We start from the raw sequence: 25,711 nt of genomic DNA, 5'->3' as shown, positions 1-25,711 counted from the left end.
GAACGGTCGGACTCGGGTGGGTGGACCACCCCGCCGGCCCGGCAAACCCGCCGCCGGCAGGCAGGATGTCGGCCTGACCGTGGACGGTTCCGGAACCGGCCGGGCGGTTCCGGAACCGTCACCGGCTCACCAGCCGACGGCGACGAGCAACCACTGCGGGTCGCCGTGGGAGACGAACGACGACTGGTCGGCGACGTCGTCGTACGGGAAGCCGTAGGCGCGACCGCCGAGGGCGCGATCGTGCCAGAACTTCGCGTACCAGTTGGCCGGCGACTGCTGGTAGAAGCGGGCCGGGTCCTCCCACTGTGCCCGGGGCAACTGCGCGGTGTGCCGGTTCAGCGCCGCGCAGCCGGTCGGGTCACCGGCGAACCGCCCGGCGCAGCCGAAGATGTCCGACGTGGCCGCGGGCAGCCCGACGGAGTTGGCGTACGCGGTGAAGTAGCCGGCGTACTGGCCGCCGGCCCGGAACTGCGGGGAGCTTCCCGGCGCCGGGATCCGGTAGGGCGCCTCGATGCTGGCCAGGTGCTTGAACTCCGCCGGCACCGCGTCGGCGAAACGCTGGAAGGTCGCCGAGCGGTCCTCGGCGAAGGTCGTCTCGTTCTCGCCGACCGCGACGTCGTAGCCGTCGCGGGCGTGCAGCCGCATCGCCAGTTTGAGGGCGAACGCGTCGACCCGGGTGGTGTTGCCGTTGAACTGGTTCGCGCCGACCGTGAACTCGATGAAGTCGCTGTACTGGCTGGTCGGCGAGCCGAGGCGGAAGTACATCCGGCCCGCCGAGTTCACCGGCATGTCCAGGTAGGGCTGCTCGGCGATGGAGCGCGTCTGACCGTTGAAGCTCCAGTAGACCTGGCTGTCGGGGTAGCGGCCGTTGGTCCGGTTGAGCACCTTGACGGTGAGCACGTTGCGGGCCGGCGGGATGCCTGTGGTGTCGCCCCAGAAACCGCCGGCCGGCGGCGGGGTGGTCGGTGGTGGCGTCGAGCCGCCGGTGGTGGCGACCGCCACCTCCCAGAGCGAGTAGCCGTAGGGCGTGGCCCGTCCGGTGCCGTACATCCGCACGTACCGCCCGGTGCCGGTGACCGCGATGGTCTGCGTGCCGCCGGCGCCGGTGGTGGTGGAGTGGACGGTGGTCCACGGCCCGTCCGGCGCGGCGGCCGTCTGGAGTTGGAAGGCGACGGCGTAGGCGGCCTCCCAGCGGAGGGTGACCTGGCAGATGTCCTGGGTGGCGCCGAGGTCGATCCGCAGCCACTGTGGGTCGGCGAAGGCGCTCGACCAGCGGGTGCCGGTGTTGCCGTCGACGGCGGCCGACGCCGGGAAGGCGGCGCTCTCGACCGACGAGGCGACCGCCTGTCGGCCGGCTGCCACGTTGCCGCCGCAGGCGGCGACCCCCGGGTCGGCGCCGGCCGAGGCGGCGTCGGCGAGCATGCCGCCGGCGAGCAGGGTGAGGGCGGTCGCGGCGGCGGCGAGCCACCGACGCCCGGGACGGCGGCGGTGGTGGACGGGACGGCCCGGCGCGAGCCGGTGCGGGACGGGTGGGGTGGGGGACATGAACGCCTCCTTCGGTGGATCCGACGGAGGGCGCTCTCTCGGTCACCGAGGGTGGACCCGTATCGCGGTCGCTGTCAAGGAGACATCCCTTTCCATGATCTTTTCCGGACCTTCCCCACTTCGTTGACTTGAACGAAGAACGTCGATGACGCTGGATTCGAGGGCGCTCTCTCCGCACCATCCCGCCACCACCATCCGGGAGCCGCACATGCCCACGACACCACCGCTGCCCGTACCCGCGCGCCGCCGGCACCGCCCGGCCGCCGTGGCGCTGGCGCTGCTCGCCCTCCTCGCCACCTACCTCGTCGTGCCCGGCCCGGCCGCCGGCGCGGCCGGGCCGCTGATCTCGCAGGGGCGCCCGACCACCGCCTCGTCGACCGAGGGCGCGGCGACGCCGGCCGCCGCCGCCACCGACGGTGACGCCGGCACCCGGTGGTCGAGCGCCTTCGCCGACCCGCAGTGGCTCCAGATCGACCTCGGCGCGACCGCCACCGTCGACCAGGTGCAGCTCGTCTGGGAGGCGGCCTACGCGACCGCGTTCCAGATCCAGGTGGCCCCCGCGCCGTCCGGGCCGTGGACCTCCGTCTACTCGACCACCGCCGGGGCCGGCGGCACGCAGACCCTCGCGGTGACCGGCTCCGGCCGGTACGTGCGGATGTACGGCACGGGCCGGGCCACCGGCTACGGCTACTCGCTCTGGGAGTTCAAGGTGTTCGGCAGCATCGGCACCACTCCGCCGCCCACCGGCCGGCCGATCTCCGAGTTCCGGACGGTCGCCGCGTCCTCGTGGGAGGGCGGCAACGCCCCCGCCGCCGCGCTCGACGGCCGCAGCACCACCCGCTGGTCGAGCCAGTTCGGCAGCGACCCGCAGTGGCTCCGCGTCGACTTCGGCGGCGTCGCCACGATCAACCGGGTGGTGCTCGCCTGGGAGGCCGCCTACGCCACCGGCTACCGGCTGGAGACGTCGACCGACGGGTCGACCTGGACGACGATCTACGCCACCACCACCGGCCGCGGTGGCACCGAACAACTCACCGTCAGCGGCACCGGCCGCTACCTGCGCCTGTACGGCGCGGCCCGGGCCACCGGCTACGGGTACTCGTTGTGGGAGCTACAGGCGTACGGCAGCGTCGACGACACCGCCACCACCGCGCCGCTGCTCTCCGGCCCCACCCGCCCGCCGGCGACCCGCAACCAGTTCACCCTGACCGCGCCGGCCGACGCGGCGATGGTCACCACCACCCGCCGACCCACGCTGAGCTGGACGGCGGTCACCGGCGCGACCCGCTACCAGGTGTGGATCAACATCAGCCGCACCGACTACGACTTCACCGCCACCGGCAACCTGCTCGACCTCTACACGAAGGTCGCCGAGCCGACCGGCACGTCCTACACGCCCACCTGGGACCTGCCGGACCGCTGGACCTACCAGTGGTACGTCACCACGGTCGGCGGCACCCCGGTCACCTCGAACATCCGCCGCTTCAGCGTCTACCTGCCCACCCTGGAAAGCGTCGCCGACGGGATCGGCGTCGTCGCCGGCGCCCGCGACCTCAACCGGAACGGGTCCATCGAGCCGTACGAGAACTGGCGGCTGCCGGTCCAGACCCGGGTGGACGACCTGCTGGCGCGGATGACGCCCGAGGAGAAGGCGTACCAGCTCTTCTACAACGCCCAGGCGTACCCCCGGTCGGGGTGGCACTTCGGCCCCGCGCAGGCGGCGGACCTGCACCAGCAACTGCTCGCCTCGGCCGGCACCCGGCTGGGCATCCCGTTCGTCTCCGCGGGCGACACCATCCACGGCTACCAGACGACCTACCCGATGCAGAGCGCACTCGCCGCCGCGAAGAACTACCCGCTCGACTACCAGCTCGGCGACGTGCAGCGGCGGGAACAGTTGGAGGTCGGCACCCGCGGCGTGCTCGGTCCGCTGGCCGAGGTCGGCACCAAGGTGATCTACCCGCGTATCCAGGAGGGCAACGGTGAGAACGCGCAGGTCGCCGCGGCCCAGGTTCGCGCCCTGGTGGCCGGCCTGCAGGGCGGCCCGGAGCTGAACCCGCACTCCGTGCTGGCGACGGTCAAGCACTGGCCGGGCGAGGGCGCGGGCGGCGAGGCGCTGATCGTCTACGACAGCGTGACGATCAAATACCACATGATCCCGTTCCGGGCGGCGATGGAGGCGGGCGCGGTCAACATCATGCCCGGTTACGCGGGCAGCTCGCTGCTCGACCCGGGCGGTCCCGGCGCCGGGGACAGCGCCAAGATCCTCGCCTACCTGCGGCAGAATCTCGGCTACCAGGGCCTGATCACCACCGACTGGCTGCCCTCGGGATCCTGGATCGGCGCGGCGAAGGCCGGCTCCGACGTGATGGGTGGCGCCGACCCGGGCGCGGCCGGCTTCTCGATCGCCGACTTCGTGGCGAACGTGCCGGCGTCGCGGATCGACGACGCGGTCCGGCGGGTGCTGCGGGTGAAGTTCCAACTCGGCATCTTCGAGGCACCGTACGGCGATCCGGTCAACGGTCCGTACCGCTTCCACCAGCCGGCGTACGCGGCGCTGGCCAACCAGGCCGCGCGGGAGTCGATGACGCTGCTGAAGAACGACGCCGGCACGCTACCGGTGCGGCTCACCGCCGGTGATGACATCGTGGTAGCCGGTCCCCGCGCGGCCGACGGCGGCTCCTGCTGCGTGTGGACGAGCTTCTTCCACGCCGAGTACGGGTCGCAGACGATCCTGGACGCGGTCCGCGCCCGGGCCGCGCAGGCCGGGGTGACCGTTCACCAGGACGACAGCCCGAACCCCAAGCTGGCGGTCGTCGCGGTCGGCGAAGCGTCCTACACCCACGCGACGAACTGGGCGAAGGAACAGCCCTACCTGCCGCCGGACCAGCTCGCGGTGATCCAGAAGTTCCGCGCCCGGGGCATCCCGGTGGTGGTGGCGCTGGTCCTGCCGCGGCCCTACGTCATCACCGAGTGGCGGGACCTGGCAAGCGCGATCGTGGTCACCTACCGGGGCGGTGAGGAGATGGGTCCGGCCCTGGCCGGCCTGCTCTTCGGGGACTACCAGCCGCGCGGCAAGCTGCCCTGGCAGTTGCCCCGCAACCTGTCCGACGTGCTGCGCCCGGGCGGCACCGACACCCCGGCCGACGCCGTCGAGGCGTGGGACCTGCCGTACGACCTGGGCGCGACCGCGGCCGAACGGTCGCAGATCCGGGCCGCGATCGACGCCGACCAGCCACCGGCGACCACCTACGGCAACCCGCTCTACCCGTACGGCGCCGGGCTGACCGGCTTCTGAGGCGGTCTCCCGGCCGGCGTGCGCGACGCCGGCCGGGAGGACGCCCTCGCCGAAGGGCGTGGGACGAACCGGGGTTCGTCCCACGCCGCACACCCGTTCGGCCGGTTGCCGCTCGACGCCGCGCGCGCGGGCCATGGTGTGAGCGCGTCCGTCCTCAGAAATCCCTCAGACATCCGCCAAGTGTCGGCGCGGCGATTCCCGCAGGCTTTGCCCGGGTCCGGACGGGCGGACCCGCGTGCCGAGGGAGAAGCAGCCGCAGTGACTACGGGCCAGGCCATCGCCACCGACCCCGGCGGCGGACAACAGGGACAGTTCCCGCGCGCCCTGACGCAGGGTGCCCGGACGTCCGTCAGGAACGGTAGCGGCGGTTCGCCGCGTGCGGCGGCGACGGCCCGCGCCCACCGGCAGATCCGGACCCTGGAGCCAGTGCCTGTCCCGGAGCCGGCGCGGACCGCCGAACAGAACTATGCGGACATGGTGGCCAGCCACGGCGAGCCGGTCCGGGCGTACGTCGCGCGGCTGACCGGGAACCGGAGCATCGCCGACGACGTGTACCAGGAGACGCTGCTGCGGGCGTGGCGGCATCGGCGGGTTCTGTTCGGGCGGGAGGGCTCGGTGCGCGGCTGGTTGTACACGGTCGCGCACAACGTCGCCGTCGACGTGCTGCGGGGACGACGGGCGTACCCGGTGGCCGACGAGACGTGGGCCGCCCTGCAGAGCCCGGTGCGGGACCACGCCGACGCGGTCGTGGCCACCGCCTACCTGATGCCCGCGCTGCGCCGCCTCACCGCCGAACACCGAGATGTGATCTTCGAGCTCTACTACCGCCGCAGCACGGTGACCGAGGCGGCCAGGTCCATCGGCATCCCGCCCGGAACCGTCAAGTCGCGCGCCCACTACGCGATCCGGGCGCTGCGCGCCGAACTGGCACCCCTGCTGGCGGGGTCCCCGTCCGCACCGTCGAGCCGTGCGGGGGACCTCGCGTGAGCAGACGGCACACCTCCGGGTTCGCCATCCTGGGCATGAGCGGGGACCCCACCCCGGGAGATCCGGATCAGATCGACCAACTGGCGCGCCTCTACGAGGAGATCCGGGACGACGCCCAGACCGGTGTACGGGTCCTGGGCCGGGGCGGTTCGCTGTCGCAGGCACGTGGCGAGTCCATGGAGAAGCTCCGCGACATGCTCGACAAGCTGCCGCGAAAGCTGCAGCAGACGGTCGACTCGTTCGACGCGGCGGCGCAGGCGTACCGGACGTATGCCCGGGCGCTGCGTGACCAGCAGACGCGGATCGACACGGCGATGGATCAGGCCACCGCCGCCGTGGGGGTCGCCCGCCGTACGACTCCGCGGTCGCCGGCCGCCGCCACGCCCGCGGAGATCGCGGAGGCGCAGGCACACGCCGACGAGATCGCCGGAGCGCGCGCCGAGCTCTCGGCCGCCCAGCGGCTCGCCGCGGACGCCCGGCGGCTGCGGGAGGTGGCCTCCGCGCGATGTAACCAGGCGCTCGACGACGCCGCCTCGAAAGCGATCAAGCCGCCGCCCCGGCGAAGCTTCTTCCAACGCATCGGGGACTTCTTCCGCGACAACCCGATCTTCCGGCTGATCATCGACATCGCGATCGCGATCGTCGGGGTGGTCCTGCCCGTGGTCGGGATCGTGCTCGCCCTGGTCGCGGTCGTGGTCACGGCGGCGGTCCAGGCCGCGAACGGCAACTTCGAACTGGGCACCCTCCTGGTGGGCCTGGTGACGCTCGTCCCCGGCGCGAAACTGATCGGCTCGTTCACCCGCGGCGCGAAGAGCGTGGCGCCCGGGCTGGTCGCGACCGCTCGCAGCGGCGCCAGGGCCTTCGGTGAGATCGGCCGGAACAACAAGCTGATCACTGGCGTCCTCACGTTCGGCGGCCGGAGTGGCGCCTTCGGCCGGCAGGTGGTGGCGGACTTCAGCAAGGGCGTCGTCGAGGAGGTCGCCACCGTCGGACTCAACAAGCTGGGCAACAAGAACAGCTCGGGCTTCGACGCCGCCTCGATCTTCGGCGGCGCGGCGGCGGGCGCGGCGGCCGGCGGCGTCGTCGACGGATTCCAGAAGGGCTTCTCCCGTACGGATCTCGACGTGCCATCGGGTGGCGGCGACGTCCCGGCCGGGGGCCGGACGTCGAGCGACACCGGTGCCTCTGTCGTTGACGGGTCGGCCGGTGGGGGCGCACCGTCACGCGGGAACGAGGCATCCGCGGTCGGCGGACCGTCCGGTGACGGCGCGCCGTCCGGTGGTGCCGCGCCGGCCGGTGGTGCCGCGCCCGCCGGCGCTGCGCCTCCCACGGACGCTGCTCCGGCAGCGGGTCCGGCCGGGAACGACCCCGCCATCAGCGCCGCGCCGGTCGCTCCCACGGCCGGCGCCGCGCCGGTCGGCGCTCCGGCCGCTCCGGCAGTCGGTGGCGCTCCGGCTGGCCCGGGTGCCGGGGCGGGCGCCGGCAGCCCGGCCACCCCGGCGGAGCCGAGGTCGGACGGGACCAGGATCCCGGCCGAGGGCGACCCGGCGGCGGTCGGCGCTGACGCGGGCACCGGGACCTCGCCCTCGCCGGGAGGCGACCCGGTCGGTGCCACGCCCGGCCTTCCACCGACGGCCGGGGAAGGCGCCGGGAGCCCGGCACCGCCGGGAGCAACCCCCGGCGAGCGGGCCCCGGTCGCTTCGGTGCCGGTCGGGTCCGGGCAGGACGGGCCGGCACCGGACGGCGGTGCGCCCGGGGCCGCGTCCGGGCCGACCGGACCGCAGAGCCCGGAGCCGGCCGCGCCACCGTCGGATGTCGCGGGCCCGGAGTCCGCGAGCGTGTCCGGCGCCGGTCGGGAGCCGGCGAACCCGGGACCGCCACCCCCGGCCGTGACCCCCTCCGCCTCCAGCACCGGTGGTGCGCCCCCGGCGGGTGCGGGCGGCGTAACGACGTCCGGTCCGGGTGGATCCCGGCCGCGATCGGAGTCCGATGCCGGAGCGGGAGGAGATCCCGGTCCGCAGGCGGAAGGGCCGCCGTCCGCCGCCGGCGACACCCCCGACGCGCGGGACGTCGACGCGGAGCCGGACGCCGACGACGACATCGAGGAGCGCGCGGCCCAGGCCGTCAAGGATTCCTCCTCCGCCATAGCGAGCCACGTCGCCTCGACCGCCATCGACAACCGGCAGGACGAGGACCGGGACGGGGACGATGCGCCGGCCCAGGTCGGCGCCGCACCCGTGCGCGAGACGGCCGCGGACGACGGCGCCGGGTTCACCAAGAATTTTCGCCGGTCGCCGGCCGGCGACCAGATATAGAGATCAAGGAGTGTCACCATGCCCGATTTCGCGGTCAACAGCGACGAGACCGCCCAGACGTCGGCAGCGTTGCTGAACGACTTCACCCAACTGCAGGACAAGCTGGTCGAGGTGCGCGGCAAGGTGCAGAACCTGCTCGCCCAGGGCTATCGCACCCCGGCCGCACAACAGAGGTTCCAGCCCTTCTTCGACGAGTTCGCCAAGGGCTTCGACCAGGTGAACCAGGGCCTGCAGGGGATCGGCAACTACGTCCGTTCGGTCGGGGAGGCGTTCGCCTCCACCGACCAGGATCTCGGCTCGCGCCTCGGCTGACGGCAGCGGCGGCAGACCCCTCGGACACGCCCGGAGCGCATCCGCGCCGGGCGTGTCCGCTGTTGACGAAAGGAGGAGGATCGAAGTGCGGCTCAATGTCAGTGTGCTGTCCGACGCCTCGCCGGCTGCCGAGGCGCTGGTGGTGGAGGCAGAACCGGGCACCTCGGTGGGCGCGTTCACCGCCGAGTTGGCCGGTGCCGTGGGCGGGCGTCCGGGCCGGCTCTTTCACGGTGTCACCCCGCTGGACCCGCGGTGGTCGCTCGCTGAGGCGAGCATCGGCGCGGGTGCCGAGCTGGGGCTGAACCGGCCGGCGCGAGCGCCGGCCGGTCGGGCCGGCGCCGTGGAGGTGCGACTGGTGGGTGGCCCGGGCGCCGGGGGGATCGTGCTCCTGCCACCCGGGGAGTACGAAGTGGGCAGCGCGTCCACCTGCCGGGTGCGGTTGGCCGGCGATGCGCCGCCGGTCGCCGCCCGGCTGCTGGTCACCGCCGAGCGGACGGTCGAGGTGACCGCCGTGGCGGCGATGGAGATGGACGGCAGGGCACTGGACGGCACCGTCGAGTGGCCGCCGGGCCGCCAGGTGGCGATCGGCGGCATCCTGCTCGAACTGGCGACCGGGGTGCCGATGCAGGCGCCGTTGACCCGTGCGTCGGACGGTTTCACCTGGGAGTTCAACCGGCAGCCGCGGTTCTTCCCACAGATCCCGGGCGGGCAGTTCCGGCTGCCGGTCGAGCCGACCACGCCGGACCGGAGTCCCGTTCCGCTGGTGACGCTGTTGCTGATGCCGGCGATCGGCGCACTGGTGGGCATCCTCGCGACGGGCAACTGGCGGTTCATCTTCCTGGCGTTGGTCTCACCCCTGGGCGCGTTGCTGACCCAGTTCGGCAGCAGACGGCGCGGCCGGCGGAGCTTCGCCGAGCAGACGCAGGAGTACGAGGAGAAGCTCGCCCGGGTGCGGGCCGACATCGACGAGGCCGTTCTCGAGGAGCAGCGCGCCCGGCGCTACGCCTACCCGGATCCGGCCTCCACCGGGCGGATCGCCACCCTGCCCGGCGAGCGGCTGTGGGAGCGTCGGTGGCGCGACGACGACTTCCTCGCGCTGCGGGTCGGCACCTGCTCGATGCCGTCGGCGGTCCGGGTGGAGGATCCGGCGCTTGACGAGCATCGCCGGATCACCGTGCCCGAGCTGGGGCAGGTTCCGGTGGCCCTCGACGTGCGCGGCAGTGGCGTGGTCGGCGTGGCCGGGGACCGTCTGGCCCGCCTGGCGCCCTGGCTGGTGGCTCAGGCGGCGGTCCTGCACAGCCCCGACGATCTGCGCATCTGTGTCCTCACCGAGGCGTCCGGCGAGCAGCGCTGGTCCTGGCTGCGCTGGCTGCCCCACGTCCGCCCGGACCGCGAGGAGGCGTACCTCCGGATCGGCACCAGCGCCGAGTCGGTGTCGCGGCGTATCGCCGAGCTGAACCGGGTGATCACCGCGAGGTCCGCCGGTGACCGGCAGAACGGCGCCGAGCGGGGCGGGGCGACCGGGGAGCCGGACATCCTGGTCGTGTTCGACGGCGCGCGGCGGCTGCGGTCGATGCCCGGCGCGGTCACCCTGCTGCGTGACGGGCCCGCGGTCGGCGTCTACGTGCTCTGCCTGGAGTCGCAGGAGCGGCTGCTGCCGGAGGAGTGCCGGGCCGTGGTGGTGTCCGACGCGGCTGGGGCCTCGCTGCGTACCGCCAACGCGGCGCAGGTCGTCGGCATCCGCGCCGACGAACCGGACGCCGGCTGGTACGAGCGGGCGGCCCGGCGCATGGCGCCGTTGGGCGCGGCCGGTGACGGAGACGACGCGGTCCTGCCGCAGTCGGCACGTCTGCTCGACATCCTGGACCTGGAGCCGCCGACCCCGGAGAAGATCGAGGCTGGTTGGGCGGTCCGGCCGCGGAGCACCGAGGCGGTGCTCGGCGCCGGACTGGACGGTCGGTTCGCGATCGACCTGGTCCGGGACGGGCCGCACGCCCTGATCGCGGGCACCACCGGAGCCGGTAAGTCGGAGCTTCTGCAAACCCTGGTGGCCACGCTGGCGGTGGCGAACCGACCGGACGAGATGACCTTCGTGCTGGTCGACTACAAGGGCGGCAGCGCCTTCGCCGAGTGCGAGCAGTTGCCACACACCGTCGGCATGGTGACCGACCTGGACACCCATCTGGTGGAACGGGCACTGACCTCGCTCGGCGCGGAGCTGCGCCGGCGGGAGCACGTCCTGGCCGGTGCCGGCGCCTCCGACATCGTCCGCTACCAGGAGCGCCGGTCCCGGGACGGCAGCATGCCCCCGATGCCGCGGCTGGTGCTGGTGATCGACGAGTTCGCGTCGATGGTGCGGGAGCTGCCCGACTTCGTCACCGGTCTGGTCAACATCGCGCAGCGGGGCCGGTCGCTCGGCATCCATCTGGTGCTGGCGACGCAGCGTCCGTCCGGCGCGGTGACCCCGGACATCCGGGCGAACACGAACCTGCGTATCGCGCTGCGGACCACGGATCAAGGCGAGAGCCGGGACATCATCGACGCCCCCGACGCGGGCGAGTTGTCGCCGCGCACGCCGGGCCGGGCGTACGCCCGTCTCGGGTACGCCGCGCTGCTGCCGTTCCAGGCCGGGCGCATCGGCGGCAGACGGCCGGTGACGGGGGCGCGGGCCGACCAGGTGCGCGTCGAGGTCACCCACGTGGACTGGAACCGGCTGGGCGACCCGGTCCCGGCCCGGGCCGCCGCCGGTGGCGCGGCGGGCGGTGCGGCCGGCGGTGTGGCCGACACCGACCTGCGGGAACTTGTCGGTGCGATCGTCGCGGCGACCGAACGGACGGGTGTGCCACGGCAGCCCAGCCCGTGGCTGCCGCCGCTGGCCGAGGTGATTCAGTGGGCGGAGGTGCCGCAGCCGGCGGTCGCGGCGGTGCCGGGCGACCTGGGTGCGGTCGCGTACGGCATCGTGGATCTGCCGGCCGCGCAGAGCCGCCAGCCACTGCTGTTCGACGCCGACCGTACCGGGCACGTCTTCTTCATCGGGTCCAGCCGCAGCGGTCGCTCGCAGGCGCTGCGTAGTCTGGCCGCCGCGCTGGCCGTCCGGCACTCCACGGCCGACGTGCACGTCTACGCCATCGACTGCGGTAACGGCGCGCTCCTGCCGCTGGCCGGCCTGCCGCACTGCGGGGCGGTGGTGGACCGGCTGCAGACCGAGCGCCTGGACCGCATGCTGACGTGGTTCAACACCGAGTTGACCCGGCGGCAGTCGCTCTTCGGCGAACAGCGGGTGGCGGACCTGGCGGAGCAGCGGCGCAGCGCCCCGCCGCCGCAGCGGCTGCCGCACCTGATGCTGCTGGTGGACCGGTTCGAGGTGTTCGAGCGGGACTTCGCGACCCACGACAACGGCAGCTACCTGGAGCGGTTGACCCGGTTGCTGCGCGACGGCGCCGGGGTGGGCGTCCACGTCGTGCTGGCGGGGGACAAGGTGCTCGGCTCGGGCCGCTTCGCCGGCGCCACCGAGGAGAAGCTGGTGCTGCGCCTCAATGACCGCAGCGACTACTCCTTGTTGGGCCTGAACCTCCGGGACGTGCCGCCGGAGCAGGGGCCGGGCCGGGCGATCCGGATCGCCGACCACGCCGAGGCGCAGATCGCGGTGCTCGGCCCGGACACCACGGGACAGGGGCAGGCCGCGGCGCTGACCGAGGGGGCGAGGCGGCTCACCGACCGGGACGCGGCGGTGCCGGCGGCGGCCCGGCCACGCCGGTTCGCGGCGCTGCCCGACCTGATCGGCTACGCCGAGGTGCGCCGGATGGCGCCGGAGAACGGCCGGGCCCTCACCGCCTTCGTCGGGGTGGGCGGCGACGAGGTGCTCCCGCTCGGGCCGGACTTCGTCGACATCCCGACCTTCGCGATCGGCGGTCCGCCCCGGTCGGGTCGTAGCACCGCGTTGTTGACGGTGGCCCGTTCGTTGCTGGCCAACGGCACCGGGCTGCTGGTGGTGGCGCCGCGTCGCTCGCCGTTGCGGGACCTGGCCGGGCAGCCGGGAGTGACCGGGGTGGTGACCGACGCCGGCGTCGCCGCGGTCGACTTCCGGCAGTTGCTGAAGAGCATGCCGGAGGAGACCGGGGCGGTGGTGATCGACGACGCCGAGCTGCTCGCCCAGTCGGACATCGACGGTGACCTGAACATGCTGGCCCGCGGCGCGGCGGGCAACGGGTGGGGCCTGGTGGTGGCCGGCAACGCGGAGGCGTTGAGCCTCGGCCTGGCCGGCTGGCTGACGCAACTCAAGCGCAACCGGGCCGGCCTGCTGATCGGGCCGCAGAGCGTCACCGACGGTGAGCTGATCGGTGTGCGGATCCCGCGCGGCATCGTCGGGCAGGCCGCCCAGCCGGGGCGCGCCTACCTGCACCTGGGCGACGGAATGCTGACCGCCGTGCAGGTGCCGAAGGCGGACTGAAAACGTGGGGGCCGGTGGCGCCGTCGGGCACCACCGGCCCCCACGCCCCGGGCGGGCTCAGGCGGCGTCGGGCCGGCTCAGCGGCGTCGGACGGGGTCAGGCGGTCAGGCGGTCACGCGGTCAGGCGAAGCGCAGTGTGCCGGTGATCGCGTCGAAGACGTCGTGGAGCGCGTCGGCGAGCGGCAGGTTCGGGCTCATGCCGGTGACCACCAGGTAGGACCCCGGCTGCGCCGGGACCGGGACGATCGTGTGCATCGCGACCATCACGGCGGACGTGGACCCGGTCAGCTCGACGATCTCGGTGCCGGTGATCCGGGCGACGACCCCGACGCCGGGAATGGTCGTGGACGTGACGGTGCGCTCGCCGTGACCGTCGACGCGAGCGGGCCGGGACACCTGCTGGGCGAGGTCGGCCACGGACAGCTGCGCCCCGTCCGGGACGGTCACCCCGAACACTCCGACGAACGCCATGAGCAGCCCGCCGTCGTCGTCGCGGGCGATCAGTCCGGCCGCGGAGGCGGCACCCCGTTGCCGGGCGGCGCGCAACAGGCGGCGGGCCTGGCGCAGCGCGTCGTCGACGGCGCTGCGCTGCTCGGGAGTGGTCGCCGCCGCCCGCAGCTCGCGCTGCTGCCGGCTGAAGTCCTGCCCCGCGAGGTCGTAGTCGAGCCAGCCGTCCGGCACCTCGATGGTGAACGATCCGGGGGCGTGCCCGGCGGTCACCTGCCGCCGCCCAGGCTGTTGCCGCCCTGCTCGTCGACCGTGGTGAAGGCGTCGAGGATCATGTCGATCGCCTGCACGATGTCGTCGCACTCCGCTCGCAGTTGCTTGCGGCCGGCGTCCCAGCGGTCCTCGAAGTTCTCGGCCGCCTCGCGGACCGGGCTGCCGACGACCCGGTTGAAGTCCGCGGAACTCCGCTTCACGTTGATGGTCCGCAGTACCCGGCGCATCGCCTCCGCCGCCTGCTGGAGATCCTCACCCGGGACCACGATGTCTGATCTGGCCATGGGCGCTTCACGATCGGATGCGCCGAGCGGTTCACCGAATGTGAGCTGTGCCACTCGCGCCGAACCGGACCGGTCGGTGGGTCGTGCAGACCGTACCTGTCAACCGAATCCGGAGGTGTCACCGTGGCCTGGACCCCGGCCCGCGCACTGACCGTCCCGCTCGCCGCGGTGGTGCTCCTCGCGGCCGCCTGCGCGGGCAGCGACTCCAACGCCCCGGCGCCGGCACCCGTCCTCGCCGGCGGCGAGATCCAGCTGGTGGACGAGCCGGCCGCGAGTGCCGGCCTGACCGGCGACGGCCGTGCCGACGACGCGCCCCCGGCGGCCACCACGAAACCCTCGGACACGGCGGAGCCGGCCGACCCCGCGGCCACCGCGCGGCCCTCGACGCCCACCGTGCAGCCCTCGACGGCCACCGCCCCGGCGCCGGCGAAGTGGGTCCAGCTCTCCACGAACAAGGCATCCATCGGCGAGACCGTGACCGACGTGACCGGGTTCACCCTGTACCGCTTCGCCGACGACTCGGCCGAACCGCCGACCTCGACGTGCGCCGGAGAGTGCGTCAGGAGTTGGCCGCCGTTGCTGATCCAGGCCGGAGGTCGGGTCTTCGTCGACGGGATGAAGACCGATGACATCGGCGCGATCCGGCGGCCGGACGGCGGCGTGCAGGTCACCATCGGCGGCTGGCCGGCCTACCGGTTCGCCGGGGACACCGTGCCGGGTGACCTCAACGGCCAGGGCATCGACAACGCCTGGTTCGCGTTCGCGCCCGACGGCAGGGCGATCGATTCGCTGATCGCCACGGCGGTCGTCAAGGCCGCGCCGCCGGATCGGACCCGGACGCTGGCCGCCAGGAAGAGCAAGGCCGGACCGATCGTCGTCGACGACGACGGTGCGACGATCTACCGCTTCGACGACGACGTCACCGACCCGCCGACCAGCAACTGCACGGGCGCCTGCGCGGCCCGGTGGCAGCCGGTGGTCGCCGCGAGCGGCGGCAAGGTGAAGCTCGACGGCATCGACGCGGACCGGGTCTGGTGGATGCGCCGCAAGGACGGCACCAGGCAGGTGACCCTGGACGGATCGCCGCTCTACCGCAACGTCGCGGACAAGAGCACCGACACGATCATCGCCAGTGCCGCCGCTCAGGGTTGGACCCCGGCCCGATGATCCGACGAATGCTGCTGCTGGTGGCCACGGTGTTCACCGTCGCCCTCGTCGCACCGGCCGCCGCCCCGGCGGCCGCGGACGATGTCGTCAAGGTCGCTGTGGTACGCGCACCCGGGGACAACGGCGGGCGTCCCGACTCCCTGCCGCAGATCGCCCAGCGCACCCTCGGCGACCCCGCTCGCGCCGGCGAGATCCTCGGCCTGAACCGCGGTCGGCCGCAGAGCGACGGCGGGGCGCTCACCGACTCCGGCGAGGTCCGCGCCGGGTGGATCCTGCTGCTGCCGGCCGACGCCAGCGGCCCGGACGTCCGGCTCGGCCGGGTCGGGTCGGCCCCGGACACCGGCGGACCCTCGTACTTCACCTGGAAAGTGGTGTCCGCGCTTGTCGGCGCGGTGATCCTGGCGCTCCTCAGCCTCCTGGTGATCTTCCGGCGCCGGATCGTGCGCCGGGTGCGGGGCCGCTACCACGCATACCGTGAGAACGCCCGCTGGCACCGCCAGATCCAGGAGCGGATGCGGGTACGCGCCGCACTCTCCGCCGAGTTCGCCGCAGACCGGGCCCGGTCCCTGGTGGCCTGGCACGCCGCCGCCGAGCTGACCGCCGACCAGGTCGAGGCGTACGCCCTGCGCGTCGGCGAGCGCACGGTGACCGCGTGGGTGACCGCGGAGCACGCGCCCCGTACGCCGTGGCAGGCCGAGACGGACGGGATGTGGACGCGCCCCGCGGAGGCGACCGGCGACCGCCCTGCTGCCGACGACGCGGTCGCGCCCTGCCTGGTTCGGGTCGGCGGCGGCGAGGAGGGCGCGCTCTTCGTGGACCTCACCTGGCTCGACGGGGTCCTCGCGATCGGCGGATCCGCCGGGGTCGCCATCGACGTCCTGGCGAATCTCCTCGCCGACCTGACGCGGTTCCGCCCGGATCTGCCGGTGTTGTCGGTGCCGGGACTGTGCGGCGAGGCGCCGGGCCTGCCCTCCACCGCGGTACGGATGGGGTCGGTGACCGACCTGCGGTTGACCGGTCGCGGCCCCGGCACCGACGACGGGATGGTGCGCCTGGCCGCCCACCGGCGGGCCCTCACCGCGCTGGTGGTCCTCCCCGAGCCGCCGTCGGCCGAGGAGGCGGGTCATCTGCTCGCCGCGTGCGGGCCGGGCAGCGGGCAGGTCGCGATCGTGCTCGGCGAGCTACCCGGCGCCCGCTGGCGCTGGCACGCGGACGCCGACGGCACGGTTCGCCTTCCCGAGATCGGGGTGACGGTGACAGCACCGTCGCGCTAGACCCACGCCTCCCCTCCCGCGCCGCCCGTCGTGGCACGCGGTCCCACCGGCCCCGGCCGGGCCGTTTCAGGAAGGTTCGCGATGTACACCGCAACTCCGCCGCAGGTGCGCCGCACCGGCCAGTCCCGAGCCGCGTACCTGACGCTCTGGGTGTTCCTCCTGGTCAACCTGCTGATCGTCGAGGTGATGTTCGTCAATCCGAGCAGGCCGGTGCCGAACACCCTGACCGGGATCGGCCGGTTCCTCGGCCTGCATCTGGGCTTCGTGATGGCGCTTCAGCTGCTGCTGATCGGGCGCGTGCCGTTCCTGGAGCGGCGGATCGGCATGGACAAGCTCACCAACTGGCACCGCTGGACGGGCTTCACGATCTTCTGGCTCGTGCTGCTGCACCCGACGTTCGTCCTGCTCGGCTACGCCCGGCTCGACCGGATCTCGTTCCTCGAAGAGATCCCGAACCTGGCCGGGCAGACGCCGGTGCTGCTCGGCATGATCGCCGCGGGCCTGGTGTGCGTGATGGCGTCCACCTCGGTGCGGATGGCCCGCCGCCGGATGTCCTACGAGGCATGGCACGCCACCCACATGGTGGTGTACGTGATGATCGTGTTGTCGGTGATCCACCAGGTCTACGAGGGCAGCTCGTTCGCGTCCAGCACCCTCACCAAGGCGTACTGGTGGGCTCTGTGGGCCTTTGCGATCGGCGCGTTGCTCGTCAACCGGCTGTTCGTGCCGCTGGCGCGCAACGCCCGTCACCGGCTGCGGGTCGTCGCCGTCGTCCCGGAGACCGACCAGGCCGTCTCCGTGTACGTCGGCGGCGACCGGCTCGACCGGCTGCGTGCCCGGCCCGGGCAGTTCTTCTGGTGGCGGTTCCCCGGTCACAACTCCTGGTGGCAGGTCAACCCGTGGTCGCTGTCGGCCGCGCCGGACGGCCGCACCCTGCGACTGACCGCCAAGGCGATCGGTTCCACGAGCGCCGGGTTGCGGCAGTTGCCGGTGGGCACCCGGGTCTACGTCGAGGGCCCGTACGGCGCGCTCACCACCGCCGGCCGCACCCGGGAGAACACGGTGCTGATCGCCGGCGGTATCGGCGTCACGCCGATCCGGGCGCTGCTGGAGGACCGGGACCTGACCGGTGACATCGTGGTCCTCTACCGGGCGCGGACGCCCGCCGACGCGGTGCTGATCGGCGAGCTGCGCGATCTGGTGCGGGCCCGGGGGGCCCGGTTGCACCTGCTGACCGGCCGCACCACCGACGGCAGCCAGCCGTTCAGCCCGGAGAGCCTGCGCGGTCTGGTGCCGGACATCGCCGACCGTGACGTCTACCTGTGCGGCCCGGCCGCGATGGCGGCCACCGTGCAGCGCAGCCTGCGCGCGCTGCGGGTGCCGGCCCGTCAGCGGCACATCGAGGCGTTCCGTCTGGGGGCGTGAGTGGCGGTGGACGACGAGCTAACCGAGGCGTTCGAGGAGTCGCTCGCTGCGGTGCCGGATGCCGGTGAAGCCGAACCGACCGGTGGTGGTCCGCGCGTCGGTGGCGAGGGCCCGGGCCCGGTCGGGTTCGGCCCCGGCGAGCAGTTCGGCGTAGGCGAGTTGGGTGCGGGCGACGAACAGCGGAGCCCGGAGCCGGCGGTTGACGGTGAGGGCCAGGTCGTAGGCGGCGGCGGCGTCGTCGAGACGGCCGACGGTCGCCAGCGCGCGACCGAGTCCGTAGGCGATGGCGCCCTCGGTGGTCGCGCCGGTGCTGGCGACCTGGCCCCGCCAACCGTCGAGGACCGGCACGAGTCGCGACGCCGGTGCGGGAAGAGCGAGGGCGTGGCAGGTCTCCGCCCACAGCATCAGGGCCGTCGACCAGAACTGGGGCGCGCCGCCGGGCGAGACGTCGAGGGAGTCGGCGAGCGCCCGAGCGTCCGACCCGCGGCCGAGCTCACACCACACGTGGGCCAGCCCGGCCCGGAAGACCTGCAGCGTCGGGTTCTGGTCGAGGACCTGTTCGAGGGTGTCGGCCACCTCGGCGAGCCGGCCCTGGGCACGACGGATCTGGAAGACCTGACCGGCGTAGCCGAAGAACGCCTCGGGCTGTCCGGTTGCCAGGCCGAGTTCGAACGCGGTGTGGGCGACGGCTTCGGCCCCGTCGAGGTCGCCGTCCAGGAAGAGGTGGATCGACTGCGTCTGGGCGTTGGTCCAGCGGACGAAGGGTTCCGCGTTGCGCCTGGCGAACGTGTCCCGGATGTCCTTCTCCCGGTCCATCGTGTCGCGGTCGCCGCGTTCCAGCGCGATCTCGTGATGGGACATCGAGAGCATGCCGCGTAGCAGCCCGTCGCCGGTGCGTTCCGCGGCGGCGATGCCCTCGTGCAACAACTGCTCGCGGCGTTCGAGCGCGTCCAGCGTGCGTAGCGCGCTCTCGGTGAGGCGCGCGACGTGCGCGACGACGCGGTCCTCGCCGGACTCGCGGGCGAGCGCGAGCGCGCCCGAGGCCGCTTCCTCGACCTGCTCCTCGGAGCCGGCGTGGATCTCGATGGCGAGCATCGCGTGCAGGAGCGCACCGTCGGCCTTGCCGGGTCGGGCCGCGATCGCCCGCCGCAGGATCTCGACCCGCTCGTCGTCGACAGCCCCGAACTGGCTGACGTCGCCGCGGTTGTTGGCGAGCGCGGCGCGCACGAGAAGCGCGTCGTCGTGCAGGGCGATCGCGAGACGGCCGGCGTCGAGGAGCGTGTCGCGGTGTGCGGGGTCGCCCGCCTGGCGTTGGGCGGTCCCGAGGCCGAGGAGGGTTTCACCGCGCTGCGTCGTGTCGCCGCCGGGGAGGAGTTCGAGGACGCGGAGATACCAGCCGACGGCGTCGTCGGGCGCGAGGCGGGTCAGCGCGTAGTCGCCCGCCCGCTGCGCGTACCAGGCGGCCTTGCCGCGGCTCTGCGGCCCGAGGGCGTGGATCCAGTGGTGGGCGATCTCGCCGGCCCGCTCGCCCGCGTCGTCGCCGACCCGTCGCTCCAGCGCGACGGCGACCGCCTGATGGCCGAACGCACGCGCGGTGGGGCTCAGCTCCGCGTACAGGGTGTGGGCGACGATGGCGTGCGTGAACGCGAACCGTCCGACGGCGTCGGTGACGAGCGCGTTGTCCACCGCCGGCAGGAGACGCTCGAACGTGCGGACGGGGTCCTCGGCGAGCAGTTCGGCGAGCAGATCGAGCGCGAAGTCCCGACCGATGATCGAGGCGGTGTCGAGCGCCCGACGGGTTTCGGGGCCGAGTCGTTGCACGCGGCGGCCCACGACCTCGCGCACGCTGACGGGTAGTCCCCGGTTGCGCAGATGGGTCGGAGCCGCCCAGCGACCGTCGTCCTGTTGGCTGATGGCCCCGGTCTCGGTGAGGTGGCGGAGGATCTCGGTGACGAAGAAGGGGTTGCCTTCCGTCTCGTCCCGCAGCACGTCCCGCAGCACGAGCCCGTCGTGGTCCATCTCGTGGCCCGCGACCGTCTCCAGGAGGCTGAGCACCTCGCTGCCGTCGAGGCCACGCAGGGCCAGCCGGGTGATGCCCGGTTCGCGATGGGTCGCGGCCAACAACACGGCGAGCGGATGCTCGGCGGCGAGATCGGTGTCCCGGAACGTCGCGATCACCAACACCGGTGTCGCCAGGGCCCGACCGACGAGGTGAAGCAGGAGAGCGAGCGTCTGCACGTCCGCCCAGTGCAGGTCGTCGAGCACCACGATCGCGGGCCGGCCGCGTGCCGAGACGGCGCCGAGCACGTCGAGCACCGAGTTGTAGAGCGTGAACCGGGCGGCGTCCGATTCCAGGTCCACCGCGCACGCGCCACCCAGCAACGGCGCGAGCGCTTCCTGATGGCCGGCGAGGAGATCGGGGGCATCCCGGTCGAGACTCGTCAGCACCTCACGCCAGGGTTGGTACGGGACGGACAACTCCTCGTCGCACCGCCCGTACAGCACCACCGCCTCGCGGTGCGCCGCCGCCGCGAACACCGAGCACAACGTCGTCTTGCCGATCCCCGCCTCTCCGCTGACCAACACCACCCGCCGTTGTTCCGACGCGATCACCTCCTTCCACACGTCCGTGAGCGTCGCGCGCTCGTGCTCCCGGCCGGCGAAGGCCAGACCCGACGACGCCGCCAGCCGTGCGGGCAGGGGGACGCCGTGTGCCGACCCCGGCCGGACCCCGGCCGCCGTCCGCATGACCGTGCCGACGAACTGGTAACCACGGCGATACGCCGTACGGATCAGCCGCTGCTCTTTCCCGGCGTCGCCGATCGCCACGCGGATGGTCCGGAGCACGGTGGTGACCGCCGCCTCGCTCACGAACCGGTCGCCCCACACCGAGTCCAGAAGCTCTTCCTTGGACACGACCCGGTCGCGGTGCGTGATCAGGTGGTGGAGGACGTCGAACGCCCGGGGTTCCAGCGGGATGCGCTTCCCGGCACGTCGAAGCTCGTAGAGGGAGGCATCAAGCTCGTATCCATCGAAATGGTAGGTACCGCCACCCACGCCACGGAGGGTACCAGTCGCGAGGCGTCGGGCCATCCGCCGCCGGCGCGCCGTGGTTCCCTCTCCGGCGGCTCACCGGATGCTGCGGATGCGGAGCATCAGCAGGCCCGACACCACCGCGCTCAGGATGCCGAAGACGAACAACGCGGGGTAGCCACCGCACCAGGTGATCACCGCGCTGGCCACCGCCCCGGCGAGCAACTGGGGCAGGCCGGTGGCCACCTGGAGGATCCCCAGGTCCCGGCCTTCGCGGTCGGCGTCCGGCAGCACCAGGGACATGACGGCCAGGTCGATGGCGAAATAGGTGCCGATCGAAGCGCCCAGGCAGGCGGAGTAGACGAGCATCCCGGTCCAGGTGGGCACGGCCAGGGGAATCGTCATCGACGCGGCGACGCCGAGGGCGCTCACCCCGACGAACAGCTTGCGGCGGTCCACCCGGTCCGCGATCCAGCCCGCGACGCCGGCGACGACCACCCACACCACGACGCTCAGGGTGAGCAGGGTGCTCACCGCCGTCGCGACGTCGCCGTCGGGCACGTTGCCGGTGCCGATGTAGTCCTGCAACGTGTAGAAGGTGTAGCCGCTGACCACGAAGTAGGACGAGAAGAGCATGAACCGGCTGAGGAAGGCCAGCCGGAAGTCCCGGGTGGCGAACGCGGCGAAGAACGACCGGACGGACTGCCCCGGACTCCTGCGGCCGGGCACCGCGACCGGCAGGCCGCGTGCCGAGCCCTCCCGGGCGCCGAGCAGCAGGAGCGCGGTGGTGACCAGCAGGACCGCGCCGATGACCACGTACGCGGTCAGTTGGCCCAACCGGCTGGCCACCTGGACGCCGAAGACGATGCCGACCGGGGTGCCCAGCCCGATGACCGCCGACGCCACGCCGCGACGTCGCGGGGGAACGCGGTCGGGAAGGATCGCGGTGATCGCGCCCGAGTAGAAGTTCGCCGTGAACCACAGCACCACCATGGTCGCGATCAACCCCGGCAGGCTCTCCGCCAGCCCCATGAGGACGCAGGCGACGGCCGAGGCCACCGCCGCCCCGGCGATCCACGGCGTTCGGCGTCCGTAGCGGGAACGGGTCCGGTCGGAGATCGCCCCGCCGGCGGGGATGGCGACCATCGACGCGACGGCGGCGAGCGTGGTGAGCAGGGCGAGGTTGCCGACCTTCGACGTCGGGTCCACGGCCTCCACCTGAGCCGGGAGGATGACCGCCGAGATGCCGTTGAACAGCGCGTACATGGCCGCCACGGCGGGGAGGAGCAGCGCGAGCAGGCGGCCGACGCCCGGTTGTCGCGCCGGTGGGTCGTCGATCGTGACCACCTGTTGCGGGGGGCGGATGCCGGTCATGAGGTCTCCGGGGCCGGGCGATCAGGGTGCGGGCTCAGCCACCCGGGTGGGACGGGGTGGCCGGTGCATTAGATCGTGCTCAACCTGGCCACCCCCAGCAGGGTCCACTTCCCTGCCCCGGCCACCCGCGACCGCGCCGCCTCCGGCCGGCTGCTTGTTCCGAAACTTTCGGGGCCGTACGGGTCGGAAAGTCGCCCTGCCGTCCGGCGCTCGCGCTGGCAGCGGGGTGATTGACGGATGACGGGGCAGTTAGTAGCCTCAGCGCACCGTATCAGGGCATGTAAATTTCTCGATAAATTTCAGAGGTGACAGTCGTCGCCCTGATGCGCCACGGTCACCCGACCACCGCCGCTTCACGATCACCGATGGAGGGCCGTTGAATCGCGTCCGGACCACCGCAGCCGTCTTCGCCACCGCCGCGCTCCTCCTCGCCGGCTGTGGGGGATCAGATGGCAAGTCCGACTCCAACACCTTCGAGTTCTGGTCGTTCGCCAACATCAACCAGAAGGCCGACGTCGACGTCTACACCAAGGCGCACCCGGATGTGCGCGTCAAGCTCACCGAGGTGGGCAGCACGACCGAGACCGCGCAGGCGCTCACCGCCGCGCTGGCCGGCGGCAAGGTGCCCGACCTGGTGCTGATCCAGGCCGACGACCTGCCGAAGTTCATGCAGTCGCCGGACAACTTCGTCGACCTCACCACGCTCGGCGCGGGCGACATCAAGGGGAACTACCTCGACTGGGTGATGGCACAGTCGACGACCCAGGACGGCAAGATCATCGGGGTGCCGACAGACGTCGGCGGCCTCGCGGTCGCGTACCGTACCGATCTGTTCAAGGCGGCCGGGCTGCCCACCGACCGGGACGAGGTCGCCAAGCTCTGGCCGACGTGGGACGAGTTCATCAACGTCGGCAAGAAGTACGTCCAGCAGACCGGGAAGCCGTTCGTGGACAACACGCCGACGAGCGTCTTCTTCCAGGCGGTCAACCAGGGCAGCCAGCGCTACTACAGCGCCGACCGCAAGATTGACTACGACAACGACCAGGTCAAGGCGGCGTTCGACGTGACGTTGCGGGCCTTCGCCGCGGGCATCTCCGCCAAACAGACGTCGTTCTCGTCCGGCTGGACCGCGGCCATGAAGAAGGGCGACTACGCGGTGGTGTGCTCACCGTCCTGGATGCTCAGCCAGATGAAGACGAACGCCCCCGAGACGGACGGCAAGTGGGACATCGCCACCATCCCCGGTGGCTCGGGGAACTGGGGCGGGAGCTTCCTCGCCATCCCCAAGCGCGCCAAGAACGCGAAGGCGGCGTGGAACTACATCTCCGAGATGCAGTCGCCGAAGGGCCAGCTCGACCACTTCCTGTTGCAGGGATCGCTGCCCACCACGCCGTCGGTCTACACCGACCCGCAGCTGGTCGGAAAGACCGACCCGTTCTTCAGCAACGCGCCGATCGGCAAGATCTACACCCAGTCGGTGGTGGGGATCAAGCCCTTCTACTTCGGCCCGCAGGACGGCCCCATCGGCACCGAGTTGCTCAACACGCTCACCAGCGTCGAGCAGGGCAAGGTGGATCCGGCCAACGCCTGGAACACCGCGCTGACGAATGTCAAGAACGCCGTACGCGAATGACGGAGGGCTGAGGCGCGGCGGCCGGATCCGGTCCGGCCGCCGCACCTCGGGAAGGTGACGCTTTGACCACCATGCTCACCCCGGCCACGGCCACACCTGACGTCCGGCGCCCCGATCGCAGGCGGCGGATCCGGCAGGGCGTACGGGAGTTCCTGACGCCGTACGCGTACATCTCGCCGTTCTTCGTGCTCTTCCTGATCTTCGGCCTCTTCCCGTTGCTGTTCACCTTCTACATCTCCCTGTTCGACTGGGATCCCATCGGCGAGCACCGTTTCGTGGGGCTGGACAACTTCACCGAACTCCTGCACGACCCGCGCTTCTGGGGGGCGCTGCGCAACACGTTCAGCATCTGGGTGCTGTCGACCGTGCCGCAGTTGCTCCTGGCGCTCGGCCTGGCGCACCTGCTCAACCACGCGCGGCTGCGGCTGGCCGCGTTGTTCCGGATGTCGGTGCTCGTGCCCTACGTCACCTCGGTGGCGGCCACGACCATCGTCTTCGCCCAGATGTTCGACCGCGACTACGGCATGATCAACTGGTTCCTCGGGCTGCTGGGCTTCGCGCACATCGACTTCACCGCGTCGCTGTGGGGCAGCCACCTCATGATCGCCACGATGATCGCCTGGCGCTGGACCGGATACAACACCCTGCTGTACCTCGCCGCGCTGCAGGCGGTTCCCCGGGAACTGTACGAGGCTGCCGCCGCCGACGGCGCGGGCGGCTGGAAACAGTTCACCCACATCAGCATCCCCTCGTTACGGCCGATCATTCTGTTCACCGTCGTGACGTCGACCATCGGCGGGTTGCAGGTCTTCACCGAGCCGCTGCTGGCCAACCCGGTGGGCGGACTCACGTGCGGGGCGGCGCGGCAGTGCCAGACCGTCACCCTCTACCTCTACGAGCAGTCCTTCGGTCAGTTCCACTTCGGCTACGGCGCGGCGGTCGGCGTCGCGCTCTTCGTCATCGTGGTGGCCTTCTCCGGACTCAACTATCTGCTGGCCACCCGCATCCGTTCGGAGCGCCCGTGAAGCCCGTACCCTCGAACCCCGCACCCACGCGGACCCGGCGGCGCTCGGCCAACCGCGTCCCGACCCTGGTGTACGCGCTGCTCACCCTCATGGCGCTGGGCAGCGTCTTCCCGCTCTACTGGATGTTCGTGGTGGCGACGACGGACTCCGCCACCGCGACGACCCTCCCGCCGACGATCACCCCCGGCGGCAACTTCCTGCACCTGGCGGATCTGGTCTTCACCATCGTGCCGTTCGTGCAGTCCCTGCTCAACAGCCTCATCGTCGCCACCACGATCGCCGTGGGCCAGGCGGTGCTCTGCGCGTTGGCCGGGTTCGCCTTCGCCAAGCTGTCCTTCCCCGGCCGCAACACGCTGTTCCTCATCGTCGTGCTGACCATGACGGTGCCGGCGCAGTTGGCCGTGGTACCGCAGTACCTGATCATCTCCCAGTTGAACTGGGTGGACAGCCTTCAGGCGGTGATCGTGCCGGGGCTGGTCAGCGCGTTCGGCATCTTCTGGATGCGCCAGCACATCGGCGCCACCATCAACGACGAGCTGATGCAGGCGGCGCGGGTGGACGGCGCGACCACCGGGCAGATCTTCTGGCGGATCGCGTTCCCGATCGTCCGCCCGGCGGCGTACGTGCTGGGCCTGTTCACGTTCGTCTACGCGTGGAACGACTTCCTGTGGCCGTTCATCGTCCTGAAGTCGCCGGAGAACTACACCGTCCAGATCGCCATCAAGGCCCTGCAACAGAACCGTGACATCGATCTGGGCCTGGCGATGTCCGGCTCCTTCCTGGCCACCATCCCGCTGCTGGTGTTGTTCGTCTTCGTCGGGCGCCGGCTGGTGCAGGGCATCATGGAAGGCGCGTTCAAGGGGTGAGGC

16 protein-coding genes are annotated in these 25,711 nt (G+C 72.3%); 11 read left to right on the top strand and 5 right to left on the bottom strand.

Features of this window, described 5'->3' with window-relative positions; all coding sequences use genetic code 11:
* Positions 1–126: 126 nt before the first annotated feature.
* Entirely contained in the window at positions 127–1,545 is a 1,419-nt protein-coding gene (locus tag O7602_RS16745) for a beta-1,3-glucanase family protein (RefSeq protein WP_281583582.1), read from the bottom strand.
* A 208-nt stretch (positions 1,546–1,753) separates the two neighbouring features.
* On the opposite strand from O7602_RS16745, the gene O7602_RS16740 reads away from it, so the two are divergent.
* The 5 genes from O7602_RS16740 to O7602_RS16720 all read left to right on the top strand — a co-directional run bounded on the left by O7602_RS16740 (position 1,754) and on the right by O7602_RS16720 (position 12,907).
* A complete protein-coding gene (locus tag O7602_RS16740; protein WP_281583581.1) occupies positions 1,754–4,843 on the top strand; it encodes a discoidin domain-containing protein in 3,090 nt (1,029 codons plus the stop codon).
* A 426-nt stretch (positions 4,844–5,269) separates the two neighbouring features.
* Positions 5,270–5,830, top strand: coding sequence for a sigma-70 family RNA polymerase sigma factor (locus tag O7602_RS16735; RefSeq protein ID WP_281583580.1), 561 nt, complete (start codon positions 5,270–5,272; stop codon positions 5,828–5,830).
* Positions 5,827–8,145 carry a hypothetical protein gene (locus O7602_RS16730; protein ID WP_281583579.1) on the top strand — a complete coding sequence of 773 codons (2,319 nt, stop codon included), beginning with the start codon at positions 5,827–5,829 and terminating at the stop codon, positions 8,143–8,145. Before O7602_RS16735 ends, O7602_RS16730 begins: the two co-directional genes overlap by 4 nt.
* An 18-nt stretch (positions 8,146–8,163) precedes the next feature.
* Positions 8,164–8,457: a WXG100 family type VII secretion target gene (locus O7602_RS16725; protein ID WP_281583578.1), complete on the top strand. Its 294-nt coding sequence runs from the start codon at positions 8,164–8,166 to the stop codon at positions 8,455–8,457.
* Positions 8,458–8,542: 85 nt separating this feature from the next.
* On the top strand, positions 8,543–12,907 hold the full coding sequence (locus tag O7602_RS16720) for an FtsK/SpoIIIE domain-containing protein (RefSeq protein WP_281583577.1): 4,365 nt from the start codon (positions 8,543–8,545) through the stop codon (positions 12,905–12,907).
* A 120-nt stretch (positions 12,908–13,027) separates the two neighbouring features.
* Here the strand turns inward: O7602_RS16720 and O7602_RS16715 are convergent, their stop codons facing one another.
* The gene (locus O7602_RS16715; protein ID WP_281583576.1) at positions 13,028–13,627 is read right to left on the bottom strand and encodes a hypothetical protein; all 600 of its coding nucleotides are present in this window, start codon (positions 13,625–13,627) and stop codon (positions 13,028–13,030) included.
* The gene (locus O7602_RS16710; protein WP_281583575.1) at positions 13,624–13,911 is read right to left on the bottom strand and encodes a hypothetical protein; all 288 of its coding nucleotides are present in this window, start codon (positions 13,909–13,911) and stop codon (positions 13,624–13,626) included. Before O7602_RS16710 ends, O7602_RS16715 begins: the two co-directional genes overlap by 4 nt.
* Positions 13,912–14,034: 123 nt before the next feature.
* On the opposite strand from O7602_RS16710, the gene O7602_RS16705 reads away from it, so the two are divergent.
* The 3 genes from O7602_RS16705 to O7602_RS16695 all read left to right on the top strand — a co-directional run bounded on the left by O7602_RS16705 (position 14,035) and on the right by O7602_RS16695 (position 17,777).
* On the top strand, positions 14,035–15,078 hold the full coding sequence (locus O7602_RS16705) for a hypothetical protein (RefSeq protein WP_281583574.1): 1,044 nt from the start codon (positions 14,035–14,037) through the stop codon (positions 15,076–15,078).
* 8 nt (positions 15,079–15,086) lie between these two features.
* Positions 15,087–16,352 carry a hypothetical protein gene (locus O7602_RS16700; protein ID WP_281583573.1) on the top strand — a complete coding sequence of 422 codons (1,266 nt, stop codon included), beginning with the start codon at positions 15,087–15,089 and terminating at the stop codon, positions 16,350–16,352.
* 81 nt (positions 16,353–16,433) lie between these two features.
* The gene (locus tag O7602_RS16695; RefSeq protein WP_281583572.1) at positions 16,434–17,777 is read left to right on the top strand and encodes a ferredoxin reductase family protein; all 1,344 of its coding nucleotides are present in this window, start codon (positions 16,434–16,436) and stop codon (positions 17,775–17,777) included.
* A gap of 18 nt (positions 17,778–17,795) precedes the next feature.
* Here O7602_RS16695 and O7602_RS16690 read toward each other — a convergent pair whose 3' ends face one another.
* Both O7602_RS16690 and O7602_RS16685 read right to left on the bottom strand, forming a co-directional pair.
* Positions 17,796–20,834, bottom strand: coding sequence for an AAA family ATPase (locus tag O7602_RS16690; RefSeq protein ID WP_281583571.1), 3,039 nt, complete (start codon positions 20,832–20,834; stop codon positions 17,796–17,798).
* A gap of 72 nt (positions 20,835–20,906) precedes the next feature.
* Positions 20,907–22,184, bottom strand: a complete 1,278-nt coding sequence (locus O7602_RS16685) for an MFS transporter (RefSeq protein WP_281583570.1) — start codon at positions 22,182–22,184, stop codon at positions 20,907–20,909.
* A 376-nt stretch (positions 22,185–22,560) separates the two neighbouring features.
* On the opposite strand from O7602_RS16685, the gene O7602_RS16680 reads away from it, so the two are divergent.
* The 3 genes from O7602_RS16680 (at position 22,561) to O7602_RS16670 (ending at position 25,708) form a co-directional block, all read left to right on the top strand.
* Positions 22,561–23,817, top strand: coding sequence for an extracellular solute-binding protein (locus tag O7602_RS16680; RefSeq protein WP_281583569.1), 1,257 nt, complete (start codon positions 22,561–22,563; stop codon positions 23,815–23,817).
* Between the two features lie 71 nt (positions 23,818–23,888).
* Positions 23,889–24,842, top strand: a complete 954-nt coding sequence (locus tag O7602_RS16675) for a sugar ABC transporter permease (RefSeq protein ID WP_281590341.1) — start codon at positions 23,889–23,891, stop codon at positions 24,840–24,842.
* Entirely contained in the window at positions 24,839–25,708 is an 870-nt protein-coding gene (locus tag O7602_RS16670) for a carbohydrate ABC transporter permease (protein WP_281583568.1), read from the top strand. The genes O7602_RS16675 and O7602_RS16670 overlap by 4 nt, the downstream gene beginning before the upstream one ends.
* Positions 25,709–25,711: the final 3 nt, after the last annotated feature.

Source organism: Micromonospora sp. WMMD1128, assembly GCF_027497235.1.
GTDB lineage: Bacteria > Actinomycetota > Actinomycetes > Mycobacteriales > Micromonosporaceae > Micromonospora.
This window is presented reverse-complemented; position numbering and strand designations above follow the sequence as displayed.